General features: G+C 61.0%; 13 protein-coding genes. 6 read left to right on the top strand and 7 right to left on the bottom strand.

The annotated features are described in order from the left end of the window. Positions 1-2 precede the first annotated feature (2 nt). Together Thiofri_RS20280 and Thiofri_RS20285 are read left to right on the top strand one after the other, a co-directional pair. Positions 3-1,751: a glycosyltransferase family 39 protein gene (locus tag Thiofri_RS20280; protein ID WP_009147955.1), complete on the top strand. Its 1,749-nt coding sequence runs from the start codon at positions 3-5 to the stop codon at positions 1,749-1,751. Then, positions 1,748-4,423 (top strand): glycosyltransferase, encoded by a 2,676-nt coding sequence (locus tag Thiofri_RS20285; protein ID WP_009147956.1) that lies wholly within the window; start codon positions 1,748-1,750, stop codon positions 4,421-4,423. The genes Thiofri_RS20280 and Thiofri_RS20285 overlap by 4 nt, the downstream gene beginning before the upstream one ends. Here Thiofri_RS20285 and lgt read toward each other — a convergent pair. Then, the gene (gene lgt, locus Thiofri_RS20290; RefSeq protein ID WP_009147957.1) at positions 4,347-5,201 is read right to left on the bottom strand and encodes a prolipoprotein diacylglyceryl transferase; all 855 of its coding nucleotides are present in this window, start codon (positions 5,199-5,201) and stop codon (positions 4,347-4,349) included. The two genes, Thiofri_RS20285 and lgt, sit on opposite strands and share 77 nt — an antisense overlap. Positions 5,202-5,443: 242 nt before the next feature. Here lgt and Thiofri_RS20295 point away from each other — a divergent pair, with 242 nt between their 5' ends. From Thiofri_RS20295 to Thiofri_RS20310, 4 genes are all read left to right on the top strand, one after another. After that, entirely contained in the window at positions 5,444-6,028 is a 585-nt protein-coding gene (locus Thiofri_RS20295) for a L,D-transpeptidase family protein (RefSeq protein WP_009147958.1), read from the top strand. 63 nt (positions 6,029-6,091) lie between these two features. Beyond that, positions 6,092-6,823, top strand: coding sequence for a phosphate signaling complex protein PhoU (gene phoU, locus Thiofri_RS20300; RefSeq protein WP_009147959.1), 732 nt, complete (start codon positions 6,092-6,094; stop codon positions 6,821-6,823). 37 nt (positions 6,824-6,860) lie between these two features. Beyond that, entirely contained in the window at positions 6,861-7,676 is an 816-nt protein-coding gene (gene xthA, locus Thiofri_RS20305) for an exodeoxyribonuclease III (protein WP_009147960.1), read from the top strand. Continuing rightward, on the top strand, positions 7,673-8,650 hold the full coding sequence (locus Thiofri_RS20310; RefSeq protein ID WP_009147961.1) for an NAD-dependent epimerase/dehydratase family protein: 978 nt from the start codon (positions 7,673-7,675) through the stop codon (positions 8,648-8,650). Before xthA ends, Thiofri_RS20310 begins: the two co-directional genes overlap by 4 nt. A gap of 57 nt (positions 8,651-8,707) precedes the next feature. Here Thiofri_RS20310 and ubiB read toward each other — a convergent pair whose 3' ends face one another. The 6 genes from ubiB to Thiofri_RS20340 form a co-directional block, all read right to left on the bottom strand. Next, on the bottom strand, positions 8,708-10,366 hold the full coding sequence (gene ubiB, locus Thiofri_RS20315) for a ubiquinone biosynthesis regulatory protein kinase UbiB (protein ID WP_040856195.1): 1,659 nt from the start codon (positions 10,364-10,366) through the stop codon (positions 8,708-8,710). Beyond that, a complete protein-coding gene (locus tag Thiofri_RS20320; RefSeq protein WP_009147963.1) occupies positions 10,366-11,085 on the bottom strand; it encodes a ubiquinone biosynthesis accessory factor UbiJ in 720 nt (239 codons plus the stop codon). The genes ubiB and Thiofri_RS20320 overlap by 1 nt, the downstream gene beginning before the upstream one ends. Beyond that, the gene (gene ubiE / locus Thiofri_RS20325) at positions 11,082-11,831 is read right to left on the bottom strand and encodes a bifunctional demethylmenaquinone methyltransferase/2-methoxy-6-polyprenyl-1,4-benzoquinol methylase UbiE (protein WP_009147964.1); all 750 of its coding nucleotides are present in this window, start codon (positions 11,829-11,831) and stop codon (positions 11,082-11,084) included. The genes Thiofri_RS20320 and ubiE overlap by 4 nt, the downstream gene beginning before the upstream one ends. Before the next feature lie 89 nt (positions 11,832-11,920). Next, a complete protein-coding gene (locus Thiofri_RS20330) occupies positions 11,921-14,791 on the bottom strand; it encodes a helicase domain-containing protein (RefSeq protein ID WP_009147965.1) in 2,871 nt (956 codons plus the stop codon). A gap of 86 nt (positions 14,792-14,877) precedes the next feature. Further along, entirely contained in the window at positions 14,878-15,240 is a 363-nt protein-coding gene (locus tag Thiofri_RS20335; protein WP_009147966.1) for a gamma-butyrobetaine hydroxylase-like domain-containing protein, read from the bottom strand. Between the two features lie 245 nt (positions 15,241-15,485). Continuing rightward, positions 15,486-16,475, bottom strand: coding sequence for an MBL fold metallo-hydrolase (locus Thiofri_RS20340; RefSeq protein ID WP_009147967.1), 990 nt, complete (start codon positions 16,473-16,475; stop codon positions 15,486-15,488). Positions 16,476-16,477 lie beyond the last annotated feature (2 nt).

Raw genomic sequence — 16,477 nt, forward strand, 5'->3', positions numbered from 1 at the left:
CAATGCGCAAAGCGCCGCGGCAGACATCCCCGCGAGAACCCGCACCCGCTTTAGCACTCGAAGCCACACTGCCGGTCGGTCTGGTGCCTTGGCTGCTAGGCGGCCTGATCCTGGCGCTCAGCCTGTGGCGTTTGGTCGGATTCGATCACCTGCTGGTCTGGCACGACGAGGTCTTTACCCTGATCCGGGTGCTCGGCCGGTCCGCACTCACAGTCAACCAAAGCTTGTTCAACGCCACCCCGCTGTCACCCGCGGACGCACTGGCCTTGCTGCAAGGCCCAGCCGACACCTGGGCGGCCACGCTGACCGCCCTGATGCGCCACCCCGAGCATCCGCCGCTGTATTACCTGCTCGCACGCGCGCTGATGGGGCTACCTATCGACCCGGTGACGGCCATGCGCGGCGCATCGGCTGGCTTTGGCGTGCTGCTGCCGCTTGCCGCTTTCTGGCTGATGCAGGAAGTCTTTGGTTCGAGCCAACCCCAGAATGCCTGGCAGCGACCGGCATCCTGGCCAGCGCCCTGGCTCACAGCGCTGCTGGTCGCTGCATCGCCCCTATATCTGCTCTATGCGCAGGAAGGTCGCCAGTACGCGCTCTGGACGCTGCTGGTGGCGGCGGCAAGCGCAGCTTTCCTGCGCGCCCTGCGCACCCGTGACAACCTGAACTGGGCCAGCTATGCGACGCTGCTCGCACTTGCGCTCTACACCCACCTGCTCTCAGCGCTGCTGATCCCACTACATGCACTCTATGGGCTGCTTGCGAGCAACTGGAAATTCGGCTCGAAACTGAGCTCACAAATGGACTGGCAACTGGGCTGGCAGCAGGAAGTACGCCCCCTGGCGCGGCGCTTTGCGCTGGCCGTCGGCGCCGCCATCATGCTGCTCTCCCCCTGGCTGGTGCTGATGATCGTCGCCGCAGATCGGGTCGATGACTATACGTCCTGGATGCAGCGCCCCATCCCGCTCGCCGAGATGTTTCTCGCCTGGCGCGACCACCTGACACGGGTGTTCATCGACATTCGCCCCGTCGGCACCACCGGCGTGGGCGTTCCGCCATGGACCGCGCTAGTCTTGGTGCCGGTTGGCTTGGCTCTGGGACATTATCTGCTCAAGGCGCCGCGACCGGCAGTCTGGTTCCTACCGTTGCTCGCGCTCGCCTTTATCGGCATGGTGCTCGGGCCGGATTTATTGCTCGGCGGCAGTCGCTCGCAGCACCCACGTTATGCCTTGCCCGGCTTGCTCGCGCTTGAACTGATGCTGGCCTGGAGCCTCAGCAAGATGCTCACGGGCAACTCGACTGGCTGGCGATGGGCCGGCTGCATGCTACTGGCCACCCTGCTAACCGCCGGGCTCTGGTCCTTCGCAGCCATTGGCCAAGCCGAGAGCTGGTGGAACAAGAACTTCAGCGCCGGCAATTCTGCTCTCGCCCACGACATCAATGCCGCCCCTGCCCCGCTGGTGGCAGTCAGCCCAAGCGGCGTCAGCACCGGCGAAATCCTGTCCCTTGCCTATCATCTGGCGCCCCATGTGCGAATCTGGGGCGAGCCCGAAATCGACTCCCCGCTGACAATTCCCGATGGTTTTACGGGTTACTTCGCCCTGACCCCTTCGGCCAAACTCAGAACCGCGCTGAAACCGCTTTCCCTGCGACCCGTTCCCGGCCACTGGCAATGGTTCCAGGCGCAACCAGGTACCATGCCCAGCGACATCCGCAACCCAACACCCGAGCACCCGCGAAGAGCCCCCTCATGAGACGCGTCCTGACCCTGTTAATTCCTATGCTGATGGCACTGCTGACCATCACCATCTGGGGTTTGTTGAATCAACCCTCCGAAGAGCCACCCTGGCCGACGCGCATTCAAGGCTTTTCCTTCTCGCCGATTCGTGCCGATCAGGACCCGATGGAGAAGATTTTTCCAACAATAGAACAGATCGAAAGCGACATGGCGCTGCTCGAAGGCCGCGCCCATGCGCTGCGCACCTATAGCGTCGAGGAAACGCTCGGTGAGATTCCAGGCCTGGCCAGCAATCACCGCTTCAATGTCACCCTGGGGGCCTGGATTGGCCCTTTTCCGAACGCCAACGAGCGCGAACTCGAGCGCCTGATCAGCATACTGCGCGAGGGCCATCGCAGCGTCGTGCGGGTGATGGTCGGCAACGAGAGCATTCTGCGCGGCGATGTGCCGGTGGAGGATCTCGTCGAGCACATCGAGCGCGTGCGCGAAGTCACCAACCTTCCAGTCAGCACCGCCGAGCCCTGGCACGTCTGGCTGAAACACCCGGAACTGGTCGAACATGTGGACTTTATCGCCATCCACCTGTTGCCCTACTGGGAGGGCCTGCCGATCGATCACGCGATCAGCTTTGCCTTCAATCGCTTCGATGAGGTACAGGCCGCCTATCCGGACAAACCCGTGATTATTGGCGAGGTTGGTTGGCCCAGCAACGGCCGGCGCAATCGCGGTGCCGAGGCATCGCAGGCCAACCAGACGCGCTTTTTGCGGCGTTTCCTCGCCGAGGCCGAGAAGGGCGGATACATCTATTATGTACTCGAAGCCTTCGACCAACCCTGGAAAGCCAAGCTCGAAGGTGGGGTCGGCACCTACTGGGGCGTCTACAACGCTGAACGCGAACCCAAATTCAACTTCACCCAACCGGTTGTGCGCATTCCGCAATGGCAGGAGCTGGCCGCGCTCTCGGTCGGCATGGCCGTATTGTTGCTGCTTTTGCTGTATCGCGACAGCGCGTCTCTGTCTTCATCGGGCAAGGGCTTCCTGGCGCTGATCACCTATGCGATCTCAACGGCGGCCGTGTGGATTATCTACGACTACACCCGCCAGTACATGACCCCAGCGACTGCTGCGGTCGGCGCGCTACTGCTGATCGGCGGCATCGGCGTCATTGTGTTGCTGGTGGCAGAGGCGCACGAATGGGCCGAGGCGCTCTGGCTCAAGCAGTGGCGCCGGCCTTTTCCCCGCCATATCAAGTCCGACCAGGATATGCCTTTCGTCTCCATTCATGTGCCGGCCTACAACGAGCCGCCGGCACTCTTGATTGAAACCCTGGATGCCCTGGCGGCGCTGGATTACCCGCACTTTGAGGTGCTGGTGATCGACAACAACACCAAAGATCCTGATGTCTGGCAGCCCGTATGTGCCCATTGCGCGTGTTTGGGCGAGCGCTTTCGCTTCTTCCATGTCGATCCGCTGGCGGGCTTCAAGGCGGGGGCGCTCAATTTCGCCCTGCGCGAAACCCATCCCGAGGTCGACGTGGTGGCCGTGATCGACGCCGACTATGTGGTGCAGCCCAACTGGCTGCGCGATCTGGTCCCGGCCTTTGACGACCCGGACGTTGGCATCGTGCAGGCGCCACAGGATTATCGCGATGGCGATCAGAACGCCTTCAAGGCCATGTGCCACGCTGAATACCGCGGCTTTTTCCATATCGGCATGGTCACGCGCAACGAGCGCAACGCCATTATTCAGCATGGCACCATGACCATGATCCGGCGCAAAACCCTGGTTGCTGCCCATGGCTGGGCCGAGTGGTGCATTACCGAGGATGCCGAACTTGGCCTGCGGCTGTTCGAGCAGGGTTACAAGGCGCTGTATATTCCCTGTACCTATGGGCGCGGACTGATTCCAGACAGCTTTGCCGATTTTCGCAAGCAGCGCTTTCGCTGGGCCTATGGCGCAGTGCGCATTCTTGCCCACCACTGGCGCGAACTCTTCGGCTGGCGTCGCACCGCACTCTGCGCCGGACAGCGCTATCACTTTATCGCCGGCTGGCTGCCCTGGTTCGCGGATAGCTTCAATCTGCTGTTTAACTTCGCCGCGCTCGGCTGGACACTGGCGATGATCTATTACCCGGACCAGGTCACCCCGCCCTATATGACAGTCGCCCTGATCCCGCTGGTGCTCTTTAGCTTCAAGGTACTAAAAAGCCTCTTCCTGTACCGCCGTCGCGTGTCGGCCACCTGGCGCCAGAGCCTGGCCGCAGGTCTGGCCGGACTGGCGCTGTCCCACACCATTGCCCGCGCAATTGTGGCGGGCATGACCTCGGGGAAATTGCCCTTTCTGCGCACCCCCAAGCTGGCACACTCGCCGGCACTGATTCGCGCACTGCTCGATGCGCGAGAAGAAGCTTTGTTCGCGCTCGCCCTGTGCCTAGGCGCCCATGGCGTCATACAGCGCGAGGACGCCTACATGCTGGACGTGAAAGTGTGGATCAGCGTGCTGCTGGTGCAGGCCATTCCCTATCTGGCGGCGGTAGTGGTGTCTCTGATCAGCGCCTGGAACCGGCTGCCGGCGGGCATGATCGGCACCATGGCGGAAATCGACGACCCGCTTACGAAGACCGAACCGCCCCGCCCCGATAAGCCCAAACCAACAGACCGGCACCAGCCAACAGCATCGGCAGGCTGAGCAACTGGCCCATGGTCAGCCAGTTAAAGGCCAGGTAGCCGATATGTGCATCCGGCTGGCGCACCCATTCAACAGCAAAACGAAACAGGCCGTACAGCAGCAAAAACAGCCCGGACACCGCCATGGTCGGGCGCGGACGGCGGGAGAACAGCCACAGCACCACAAAGAGCACTAGCCCTTCAAGCATCGCTTCGTAGAGTTGCGACGGATGCAGTGGCAACGACCAGAGCGTCCCCGACGGCAGCCCCTGGCAAGATTCAGGAAAACGCATGCAGGGCAGGCGCATGCCCCAGGGCACATGGGTGGCGTGCCCCCATAACTCGCCATTGATGAAATTACCGACGCGACCGGCCAAAAGCCCCAGCGGCACCAGCGGCGCGAGAAAATCGCCAACTTCAAAAAAACGCAGCTGATACTTGCGCGCAAACAGCCAGATAGCCAGCAATACGCCAATCAGCCCACCATGAAAGGACATCCCGCCCTGCCACACCTTGAGCAGGTTAAGCGGATTGTCGAGAATCTGCGCCTGGCCATAAAACAGCATGTAGCCCAGACGCCCGCCGGCAATGGTGCCGATAACACCGTAGAAGATGAGATCGTCGACCATCTCGGCCGACCAGGGCGAATCCAGACGGGAGCCGTAATGACTGTGCGCCACGCGCCAGCGCCCGAGCATCCAGGCGAGCGCGAAGCCCACCAGGTACATCAGGCCGTACCAGTGAATTTTGAGCGGCCCCAGCGAGAGGGCGATAGGATCAATGGTGGGATAGGTCAACATGGCCCGGGAGTCTAGCACAGCGCAGCTCTAGCGCCGATGTCAGTCGGATGACAACAATCCTGCCCCTGCGGCACCGAAATCTTGTGATCGCGTGCAAGCTGCGCTAGTCTCCAAGCCATCCGCGACATACTGACCGCTGCGACAGAATGCCCGGTCCGAACAAGCATCACCCCCATGGCGGCGGCATTATTACCATTGCGCTAACCCACATCCACCATTGCGCTGACTGACATTTCTACCGCATGAACACACGCACTTCGAAATCACAGCCATTCAGAATCACCAACACACATCACGACGACCGGCAAAAGCATTTTTGGCTTGGCCGCCTTGTTCTTCTCTGCTTTGCTGTTTTGTGCTTCACGGGCTGCCCAGTTAAACCCCCGATCGAGCCGACCTACGCGGACAAAGTCGTGGTGCGCAAAGACGAGCGCCTGTTGCAATTGCTCAATAACGGGCGAGTATTTCGCGAATATCGCGTCAACCTTGGCGACTCGCCCAGAGGCCACAAAGTTCAGGAAGGCGATGAGCGCACCCCGGAAGGCGACTATATTCTCGACTGGCGCAATCCAAACAGCCGTTTTTACAAGTCAATTCATGTATCCTATCCGAACCAGGCGGATCGTGAGTTTGCCCGCGCGATTGGCGTCAGGCCCGGCGGCATGATTATGATTCATGGTCGCCCCAACTGGCTTCAGCCCGGACCGTTGGTCAAGGACTACGACGAACTCGACTGGACCAACGGCTGCATCGCGGTTCAGAACGACGCCATGGACGAGATCTGGCAAAAAGTTTCCGATGGCACACCTATTACCATTCTGCCCTGATCCGGCGTCCCTCGGGGTCACCTGCCCCTGCCAAATCCACCCCGCTGCCCGAGCGCTCTCCAGATGATTGAATCACCGCGCGGCCGCCATATCATGCGTGCCTTCGATCAGGAACTCGCGCGTCTACGCGACCTGGTTCTCGACATGAAAACCCGCGTGCTCGAGCAGACCCGCGAAGCACTGACCAGTCTGCTAGAGCCCGATATCAACGCCGCGCATCTGGTTCTTGATCGCGAGCCAGGCATCGACACCCTGACGCTCGAAGCCGATGAAGAAATCTTCATTGTCATCGCCAAACGCCAACCCACAGCGGTCGACCTGCGCCTGGTTATGGCGATTTCCAAAGTCATCAACGATCTCGAACGCGGCGGCGATCATGCCGCCAGCATGGCGCGCAGCGCGATTCGCCTGCATGAGTCTGGCTATTCGCCACCATCGGTCCCCTTGTCCAAATCCTTTGAACAGCTGTTCGCTGCCGGTTGCCAGATGCTCGAACAGGGCGTCACCGCGCTAGCCGAGGCCGATCTGACACCAGCTATCGAGGTTTTCGAGCTTGAAACCGCGTTCTACCAGCAAGTCAGGTCCACGCGCGAGGATATCCTTGACTCCCCCTATGCCCAACAGCCAAGAGCAATGGCCGAGCTGCTGACAATTCCGCACTCGCTCAAGCGGCTCGGCAACCATGGTGCCAATATCGCCGAGCAGGCGGTTTATGTCATCCGTGGCGACGACGTGCGCTACCGCAACCGCGAATTACTGATCGACGCCCTGCGTCATGCAAACACCGGGTCCTAATCCTGGCAGGCATCTAAATACGCATTCAGCACTTGCAATGACGGTTCTCACTTCCTTCAACATCAACGGCATCCGCGCCCGCCCCCACCAGCTGCAAGCCATCAAGGACCTGCTTGCGCCCGACATCATCGGCCTGCAGGAATCGAAGGTCGTTGATGAGCAGTTCCCGCGCGAGATGATCGAAGCGCTTGGTTACCATCCGGCCTACCATGGCCAGAAAGGACATTACGGGGTTGCCCTGCTGAGTAAAGAACCACCAAAACGGTTGCACAAAGGCTTCCCGGGTGACGACGCCGACGCTCAACGCCGCGCCATCACAGGCGTTTTCACCTTAAGCGACGGCAGCGAACTGCATGTCATCAATGGTTATTTCCCGCAGGGCGAGAGCCGCGCGCACCCGGTGAAATTCCCCTACAAGCAGCGTTTCTACGCCAATCTGCTTGATTATTTGCGCCGCGACTTCACCCCCGATCAGCAAATCCTGGTGATGGGTGACATGAACGTCGCCCCGCTTGATCTCGACATCGGCATTGGGGAGAACAACGCCAAACGCTGGCTGCGCTCGGGCAAATGCAGCTTCCTGCCCGAGGAGCGCGAATGGTTCTCAGCCCTGACAGCCTGGGGCCTGCACGACAGCTTCCGCCTCCTGCACCCAGATACCGACAACCGCTTTAGCTGGTTCGACTACCGCTCGCGCGGTTTCGAGGACAATCCAAAACGCGGCCTTCGCATCGACTTGATGCTGATCAGCACCCCGCTGCGCGAGCGCCTGCGCGGTGCCGGCATCGACTACGACATCCGTGCACTGGAAAAACCCTCGGATCACTGCCCGGTGTGGATCGACCTCGAGTGAGCAACCCGACCGGCGCGCGTGTGCTGATCACTGGCGCGACCGGCTTTGTCGGGCGCCATCTGTGCCCTTGGTTGGCCGGGCTTGGCTGGCGAGTCGCAGCCGGCGTGCGAACCCATGGTCCACTGCCAGATGGTGCCAGCGACGTCTGCCACCTTGGCGATCTTGCCCAGCGCCCACCGCTTACCGAGGCGCTCCGCGGCATCGACAGCATCGTGCATCTCGCCGGTCGCGCCCATGTGATGCACGACCAGGCGCATAATCCGGAACAGGCTTTTTTTGCCGCGAATACCACAGCTACAGAACATCTCGCATCTGCCGCCGCCAGCGCCGGAGTGCGCCGGCTGGTCTTCATCAGCAGCATTAAGGTCAATGGCGAACACACCACAGAAGGCCAGCCGTTTCGCGCTAGCGACACCCCAGCCCCGGAGGACGCCTATGGCCGCTCCAAACTCGCCGCCGAGCAGACCTTGCACCGCATAGGCGCCACCACCGGGCTTGAGATCGTCATCATCCGCCCGCCCCTGCTGCACGGACCTGGCGTGAAAGGCAATCTGCCACGGTTGATGCGACTGATCGACCTGGGCTTGCCGCTACCCTTTGCCGCGATCAATAACCAGCGCAGCCTGCTGGCAGTGGCCAATCTGTGCGATCTAATCGCGCACTGCCTGCATCACCCTGCAGCATCCGGGGTGACCTGGCTAGCCGCTGATGCGGATCTTTCAACGCCCGCGTTGATCCGCGCCTTGGCGAGCGGTCTTGAGCGCCCGGCGCGCTTGTTTCCCCTGCCGCAAGTCGCCTTGCAAGGGCTGGCCTGGCTCAGCGGTCAGCGCGCCACTCTGGCCCGACTGACTGGTTCGTTACAGATTGACAGCCTGCCGCTCCGCCAGCAGCTCGACTGGACACCGCCACTCACCGCCGAGGTCAGTCTGCAACAGACAGCAGCCAGGTATCGCGCGGCACGTCATGCGCTTTAGCCGCCAACCTGAGTTTTCGGCTTAGTTAAACGGGTCCGGTCTATCCTGAACCTGGCCTCAGCTGGCCGCGCGCCACTGATAGAGCAGCAGCCAAACGCCAAGCACCAGCACCGCGCCGGCGACCACTTGGGCCACCAGTGGACTAACCAGCGAACCCGGCCCCAAGAGCAACAGCAGGGTGGCACAGACGATCAGCACCGCGCCGCTTAGCGCGCCGACCAGGGTGCGTCGCTCGCGCAGTTCACGTTGCAAGCGGGCCTGTTCCTCGCGCATGGCGTGTGCTTGCTGCTGGGCGCTTTCCATGTTCTCGAGCACCCGGTAAGCCAGCATGGGCAGATCCGGCAGATGTTCGGCGAAGGGACCGAAGTTGGCCCTAACCCGACGCAGCAGAGCGCGCGGGCCGATGCGTTCCTTCATCCAGCGTTCCATAAAGGGCTTGGCGGTGGTCCAGAGGTCTAGCTCCGGATAGAGCTGGCGACCAAGCCCTTCGATATTGAGCAGGGTTTTTTCAAGTAACACCAGTTGCGGCTGAATTTCCATATTAAAGCGCCGCGCCGTCTGAAACAGCCGCACGAGGAAATGCCCGAACGAGATTTCCGACAGGGGCTTTTCAAAAATCGGCTCACTCACTGTGCGGATGGCCGCTTCAAACTCGTCCACCCGGGTGCCGCGCGGCACCCAGCCGGACTCCACATGCAGCTCGGCCACTCGGCGATAATTGCGCTCGAAAAAGGCCAGCAGATTTTCCGCCAGATAGCGCTGATCTTCCTCGGTCAAGCTGCCGACAATGCCAAAGTCCACCGAGATGTAACGCCCGCTGGGCTCGACAAAAATGTTGCCGGGATGCATATCGGCATGAAAAAAATTGTCCCGGAACACCTGAGTGAAGAAAATCTCCACCCCGCGCTCGCCAAGCAACTGCATGCTAATACCCTGCTGCTTGAGGGTGCCAACATCGCTCACCGGGGTGCCAAAGATGCGCTCCATCACCATCACCGTCGGGCGTGTCCAGTCCCAGTAAACGTCCGGAATGTACAACGCCGAGCTGTGCAGCCAGTTGCGCCGCAATTGGGAGGCATTGGCCGCCTCGCGCTGCAGGTCGAGCTCGCCGTAAATGGTCTTTTCGTACTCAGCGACGACCTCGATCGGGCGCAGCCGGCGGGCTTCTTTGGAGTAACGATGGGCCAAACGCGCAATGCTGTACATGAGCGCAATGTCGCGGTTAATGGTGCGCGCGATGCCGGGGCGCAGCACCTTAACGATGACCGAGCGCCCATCCTTCAGCCGCCCGGTATGTACCTGAGCAATAGAGGCAGAGGCCAGCGGGATATCGGAGAAGTCATCAAGGACGCTGTCGATAGATTGGCCCCAGGCTTTTTCGATCAGCTCCCGGGCAATCTCGCTCGGGAAGGGCGGCACCCTGTCCTGCAGGCGCGCAAGCTCCACGGCCCAGTCATCCGGCAGTAGATCGCGCCGGGTGGAGAGCAACTGGCCAAATTTGATGAAAATTGGCCCCAGATCCTCAAGCGCCTCGCGCACCCGTGCTGGGTAGGGTGTCATGGTTTTGCGCTTGCGCCACCAATACAGTGGTGAGAGCCACAGCAGAAAGCGCAAGGGCCGAAACAGCGGGGTCGCAAAGATGAGTTCGTCGAGACCGTGGCGCAGCAGAACCAGGTTGATATGAATCAGCCGCAGGGTCTGGCTGATTGGAACCATCATGCGTCAGGTTGCTCTGATGGGGGTGCCGATGAAGATGCTGGTGGATGCGCTGAGGGACGCCCCGACGCGCTGGCCGCTGGACCTTTTGGCACAAGGCGGTCAACCCGCGCAGCCAAGCGCTCCACATCGTCGCGGAAAATATCCACGCCATTGAGAAACTGGCGCAACTCGGTGTCGCTCGGTAACAAGCGGCTTTCCTGTTGTAGGAACTCGCGCAGGTTTTGCGTCAGGGTATCGCCTCCGCGCTCAGTCCATTCCTTGACATTACGCGCTTGCTGGCCAATTTGCCGCGCCACACTGTCGCCAAACAGACGCGCGAGCTGTTCTTCCCAGTCGATATCGAGATTGCGAAAGACATCGCCGACGCGCTGCGCGACCTGGTTATCACCGGTGATTTCAATCGCACCCGAGAAGACCTCATCCTCGCGGTGGTCGGCCAGCGACATCCGCAGCAACGCGGCTGGCGTACCGCGCACCCGACAGTCAGGCTCGGCATCGTAACTGGCGTAGAGTCCGAGAGTGTGATGGCCCGGCACCACGAAAATGCGCGTTCCAAAGCCTTCCAGCTCAATCAGCAACACCTGACCCTGAACGTCAGACAGTCGCTCGGCGCCCTCCGGGTCCAGCGCTAAAAACCGGTTGACGCTCTCCTGCAAGGACAAAAGCAGCGCGTCCGGAATCTGGATACCCCCATTCTCACTCCCGCTCTCGCTCATAACTTGACCCCCCGATGGATGGCGACGACGCCGCCGGTCAGGTTGAAGTACTCACAACGCTCGAACCCGGCCAGTTCCATCATATCGCGCAGACTTTCCTGATCCGGGTGCATGCGGATGGACTCAGCCAGATACTTGTAACTGTCCGGATCTTTCGCCACCAGGCGCCCGAGCAGCGGCAGCACCGAAAAAGAATAAGCATCATAAGCTTTTTGCAGCGGCGCCTGGGTCGGATGGGAGAACTCGAGCACCAGACCGCGACCACCTGGCCTGAGAATACGTTGCATCTCGGCCAGCGCCCGCTCCTTGCGGGTGACGTTGCGCAAACCGAAGCCAATGGTGACGCAGTCGAAGCTATTGGAGGCAAAAGGCAGCGCCTCGGCATTGGCCAGCGCGTAGTGAATGTTACCAACCACAGCGGCATCGTCCATGCGCTCACGACCGCGCTCGAGCATGGCGGCGTTGATGTCCGACATCACCACCTGTCCGCTGCTACCGACAATGCCGGCAAAGCGCGCGCTCAAGTCCCCGGTTCCGGCGGCAAGATCCAGCACCCGCTGGCCACGCCGCACGCCGGCAAGCTCAATCAGCCGCCGCTTCCACAGCCGATGAATGCCGAACGACATCAGGTCGTTCATTAAATCGTAGCGATCGGCGACTGAATCGAAAACCGCACGCACCCGTTCCTGTTTCTCGGCAACGGGTACCTGTTGATAGCCAAAATGGGTCTGATCCTGATCCGACATCGGTGTCAACTCTGGTTGCAATACAGCCGTCAATTCTACCCCAGCCGCGCGCCCTCTGCCCGGGCAGGAATCAATCTGAGAACGAAACGCTATTTCGTCGACTCAAGCCCGGCGGCAATGGCATCCGCGTCCGGCTGTTGCAGGATGTCACGCAAGCGCACGACCTTTCGCGTTAAAAAATGATTGGGGTCTGAGAGTCCATCGTTGGCATACCAGCCCGCCACGTCTATGAGCTCCGCCGCCAGGCGCTCGGGGGCGAGAAGCTGGTAAATAGGTTGCCAGCGGCCCTCGACGCGCAGAGAGAGGTAAGGGTTGAGGAGATAGTGGCCACGGCGCACCCGCATGAACAGCTTGCGATTGCCCGGACCTTCGCGCGCCACTTCATTTTTCGACAGGATGGACGACAGATACTGCCGCTTCTTGCGACGCTCGGGGATGATGGCATCGGGAAAGTGCGCCAGGATCTCCTCGAAATCCGGCGCTGCCAAAAACCTGCTGCCCCGAACGTAATTCTGACCCAGACGCTGGTAGAAAAGCACCATGGCCACGCACAGCATCAGATATTCCATGATCTTGCGGTCGAGCTTGATCAGGCGCCCGTCGACCTGGATGTCCAGGCTTGGCGGTGCGAGATGCTCGAACACTGCCGGCAGCTTTTGGCGCGCATAACGCTGATCGACACAGGCGCGCTCCAAACTGATCTGAAAGGCATTGAGTCCATTGGCATCGACTAGGCTAGTGTCGGCATCGCCCGCAAGTAGCTCTTCGATCAAGTCCGCGTGGCCTTGACGGCTGGCAATCATCAGCGGCGTCTGGTTAAAGACATTGCGGAAGTCGACCCCATAGCGCTCAACCTCCCGCATTACGCCATTGGTGTGCTTGAGCCCATAAGCCAGATAGTGCTTCTTCTCAAGGAAGCTCATGGCTTTCTCGGGCTGCTTCGCGGCACTGAAGCCGGCATCGATCAGCGCATTCAGCCAGCGCTGGTCACGATAGACCAAGGCGTATTCCATCAGCGCAACGCGAGCCTTTTTCTCGCCTTTCTCAAGCGCGTTTTGCTCCAGCTCCGCGAGCGCCTCGCCCTGCAACACCGTCCAGGGCACCTCGCGCTGCTTGAGGATCTGCTCGCGGATTTCAGCGGCCTGATCCTCCTTGCCCTGCATTTCCAGCCGATGGGCCTCGCGGCGCCAGTCATCGAGGCTGGAGCGCTGTTCCTCCACATCATTGACATCCTGATGCACCTCGGTCAGGCCGAGCAACTCAAGCAGCGCCTGCTTGGGGCTAGTCTCCAGGAGATAGAGATTGCGCACCGCTCGGGTCACGGCGACATAGAGCGCATTGATGTAGAACTTATAGATCTCGAGCGATTTGTCGCTCTTATCGCGCCCGCGCGCATAACGCAGCTCGCCTTGCAAGTCCTCGAGCACCAGATCGCCGGCGATGTCGCGGTAGCGTTTCTCCTCGCCCGACAGGAAGTTGTAGAGCAGGACGTTTTCGTATTCGAGGCCCTTGGCTTCGTGAATTGAAAACACTAGTGGTGTGCGGAAATGCTTGCGCACCTCGGCCTTTTGGTCCGGATGCAGCACCAGGATGGCGAAACGCGCCGAGCCGGCCGTGCGGCGGTCGAGATCGCGCTTGACGGCATCGCTGTCGGCCAGCAGCCCGACCCTGCCAGTCTTGGGGCCACGGCTCTGAACCAGATAATTGCTCTCGCGATCAACCGAGCCAAAACGCGCCTGCTTGATGTGCAGCAGCCGGTTGGCCATCTCGGTGATCTGCGGCGAGTTGCGGAAGTTGGCATTGAGGATGCGGATCAGCTCGGCGGAGCCACCAGACCCCTCAGTGCGCTCGCGCCAGAACAGCGTCTTGACCTTGGCCCAGGAGAAGAAATTCGGATGGACGATCTGGTTAGAGTCGCCACACAGCAGAAAGGCTGTCGGATCGCGCAGCGCGCGCAGAATCAGCAAGAGCTGCACGGCAGTCAGATCCTGCACCTCATCAATCACGATGAAGTCATAGCGCGGCGCGATCAGTGCAAGCCAATCGTGACTGACCAGATTGGCGTCGAACCAGCCCTCATCGGCCAGCAGGCGCAGGTAGCGTTCGAACAGATCGTAAACGGCATCGCGCAGCTCAGGTGCATAGATCGACTGGCGCACGCCGAGACTGCGATAGGTCGCGCGGTCCAGATAGGGCCGCTCCTCGTCGGTGCCGGTCAGAGCGCCCTGGAACTCCTCGAACAACCGATGAGTATCGCGCAGCTCGCGCGGGAGCTTCTGGCGTCCAGCCCATGCGGCGAAGGTGCGCGGGGTCATCTCGCGGCCCTCAGGCACGCGGATGGTTTCCAGATACTCGCGGAAGGACAGGAAATCGACCTCCTGGTCCTCGTTGTCGTAACCGTTGGCGTAGTAGAGCTCGCGCGCGTTCTGCACCAGGAAGGGCGAACGGGTGACGTAGAGCACCTCGCCGACGGCGTCTTTCATCTTCTCGAGCGTCAGGGCCGTCTTGCCGCTTCCGGCCGAGCCGATCACGATCAGCGGCGGCGGCTGCTGGTAGATAGCCTCCTGGTCTTGGTCGAAGCTGAGCACCTTATCGAGCAGATGAAAGCGCGGTAACTCGGGGTTCAGATATGCCAGCTCCGGCGCCTCGTCGACGGCGCTAGTGTCAACATCCGGAATCTTCGCCTCGTCGATCACCGCCCCGCGACTAAGGAAGCGGGATTTCTCATAGGCATGCGCGGCGATGTATTCGAGCACCAGGATACAGCCTTCACCCTCGTGCCGATGCAGGGCGAACAGCAGGCGGTTGGCCTTGTCGAGGCGGGCGCGAAAGAGATTCTCACCGACCTTCTTGACCTCGGCGGAGCTGAAATCGCCAGCGCTCAGATAGCCGGCAAGTTTGGCGTAGCCCGGGATCTTGCCGGTGTCCAGGCCACGGTAGGTCAGAAGACGAAACTGCATAGGAAAATGGGTGGCAATGGTCGGTAGTTGCCCGCATCAAAAGCAACTGAATAGATGGCGGGCGAGAGTTTTGGCGGTGCGACCTGTCAGGACGGGCGCAGCTTGCGCTTGTGGCCGGCTTTTTCGAGTTCGGCCAGATAATCGGCCCAGAGACCTTCCTGGTTCTTACCCAGGTTGTACAGGTACTCCCAGGAGAAAATACCGGTATTGTGTTCGTCATCGAAATGCAGACAGACGGCGTAGTTGCCGACCGGCTCGATCTTGTCGATGCCGACTTCCTCCTTGCCAAGCTGCAACACCCGCTGACCGGGGCCATGGCCCATCACCTCGGCCGAGGGGGAGTACACCCGCAGCAACTCGACTGGCAGGGTGAAGTGAGCATCGTCGTCAAAGGTGATCTCAAGCACCCGCGAGGCGCGGTGCAGGTTAAATTCCGTGGGGGTTGGCATGCTGATAAAAACTCCGTGGCGCGATCTGGTGATTTGGCTGCCAAAGCGGGTGTCCGCGCAGCCGACTTAGCCCGGGTTACCCTTGGATCAAACAGATTGATTCTCCGGGGTGGTCGGGACCATGGGCTCAGCCCTGAATCAATCAAAGTTTCGTTCTCTGGGGTGGCCGGGACTATGAGCGTTAGGTGGGTGAAGGCACGCGGAACTCAAGCCACAGGCGAGTCCCTGCCCTATCCAGCCCGCGCTCAGCCGGCCGCCTCGCGCTGCTTGCGCCGGCGTTTCAGCCAGACATCCAGACCCTGGGCGTTTAACTCGGTATCCACCGCCAGCAGCGCACGGATGTGCTCGGCCTCCAAGCGCACGCCATGAGCCTGGGCCGCAGCCACCAGGCTGTCGGCCACAGCAGTTTTGAGCCGCGCGAGCCGGCCGTCCTCGGCCTGTTCTTGCTGACCTGAAGCATCCTCGCCCAATTCTTCCTCACGCAAGGCCACCTCGGCCAGTGTGGCAATGCTTGCCCTGAGCTGCCCCCCCAATGCCGCCGGGGCATCAACGCGGCCAAAATGCGTCAGGAACATCATCTGCGGCGCGACCTCAAGTAGCCGTTCGACACTGGCCTGCCAGGCAGTCGGGTCGAAGGCCACGGGCGTGGTGGGCGCGAACAGCCAGGGGCCGGCCTCGGTATAAAACTCCGGATAGGCAATGCCGAAAGTATCTCCGGTAAACCAACCCCGGGTGCGCTCGTCGAACAGACAGCCGTGATGGTTGGCATGCCCAGGGGTGTCGATAAAACGCAGGATGCGCCCGCCAAGATCAAGAGACTGTTCGTCTTGCGCCAGCTCAACACGCGACTCGGGGATGGGTGTCAGGGCACCGAAATGACGCTCGAACTCCTCGGCGCCATAAACAGCCGTGGCGCCCGCAATCAGCTTGGCGGGATCAATCAAATGCGGCGCGCCCTTGGGATGCACGATCAGACGTGCATTGGGGCAGGCCTGCAGCAGGGCACCGGCAGCACCGGCATGGTCGAGATGCACATGCGTCGGAATCACCATGTCCACATGCTCAGGCGTCAGACCGATCTCTGCGACGGCATCAAGCAGTCGCGGGAGCGCGCGGGCAACGCCAGTATCGACAAAGGCCAGACTGTCGCCGCCGCGTATCAGATAACTGGCAGCCAGTCGCGGCCGGTAGAGATCTGTGTCGATGCAATAAATACCCTCAGCAACACTTTCCATTA

Source organism: Thiorhodovibrio frisius (assembly GCF_033954835.1).
Lineage (GTDB): Bacteria > Pseudomonadota > Gammaproteobacteria > Chromatiales > Chromatiaceae > Thiorhodovibrio > Thiorhodovibrio frisius.

What these genes read in the sequence shown, in the direction of transcription:
- ubiB (WP_040856195.1), bottom strand. Translation starts at nt 10,366, where the DNA reads ATGGTTCCAATCAGCCAGACCCTGCGGCTGATTCATATCAACCTGGTT.
- Thiofri_RS20295 (WP_009147958.1), top strand. Translation starts at nt 5,444, where the DNA reads ATGAACACACGCACTTCGAAATCACAGCCATTCAGAATCACCAACACA.
- phoU (WP_009147959.1), top strand. Translation starts at nt 6,092, where the DNA reads ATGATTGAATCACCGCGCGGCCGCCATATCATGCGTGCCTTCGATCAG.
- lgt (WP_009147957.1), bottom strand. Translation starts at nt 5,201, where the DNA reads ATGTTGACCTATCCCACCATTGATCCTATCGCCCTCTCGCTGGGGCCG.
- Thiofri_RS20285 (WP_009147956.1), top strand. Translation starts at nt 1,748, where the DNA reads ATGAGACGCGTCCTGACCCTGTTAATTCCTATGCTGATGGCACTGCTG.
- Thiofri_RS20280 (WP_009147955.1), top strand. Translation starts at nt 3, where the DNA reads ATGCGCAAAGCGCCGCGGCAGACATCCCCGCGAGAACCCGCACCCGCT.
- xthA (WP_009147960.1), top strand. Translation starts at nt 6,861, where the DNA reads ATGACGGTTCTCACTTCCTTCAACATCAACGGCATCCGCGCCCGCCCC.
- Thiofri_RS20320 (WP_009147963.1), bottom strand. Translation starts at nt 11,085, where the DNA reads ATGAGCGAGAGCGGGAGTGAGAATGGGGGTATCCAGATTCCGGACGCG.
- ubiE (WP_009147964.1), bottom strand. Translation starts at nt 11,831, where the DNA reads ATGTCGGATCAGGATCAGACCCATTTTGGCTATCAACAGGTACCCGTT.
- Thiofri_RS20340 (WP_009147967.1), bottom strand. Translation starts at nt 16,475, where the DNA reads ATGGAAAGTGTTGCTGAGGGTATTTATTGCATCGACACAGATCTCTAC.
- Thiofri_RS20330 (WP_009147965.1), bottom strand. Translation starts at nt 14,791, where the DNA reads ATGCAGTTTCGTCTTCTGACCTACCGTGGCCTGGACACCGGCAAGATC.
- Thiofri_RS20335 (WP_009147966.1), bottom strand. Translation starts at nt 15,240, where the DNA reads ATGCCAACCCCCACGGAATTTAACCTGCACCGCGCCTCGCGGGTGCTT.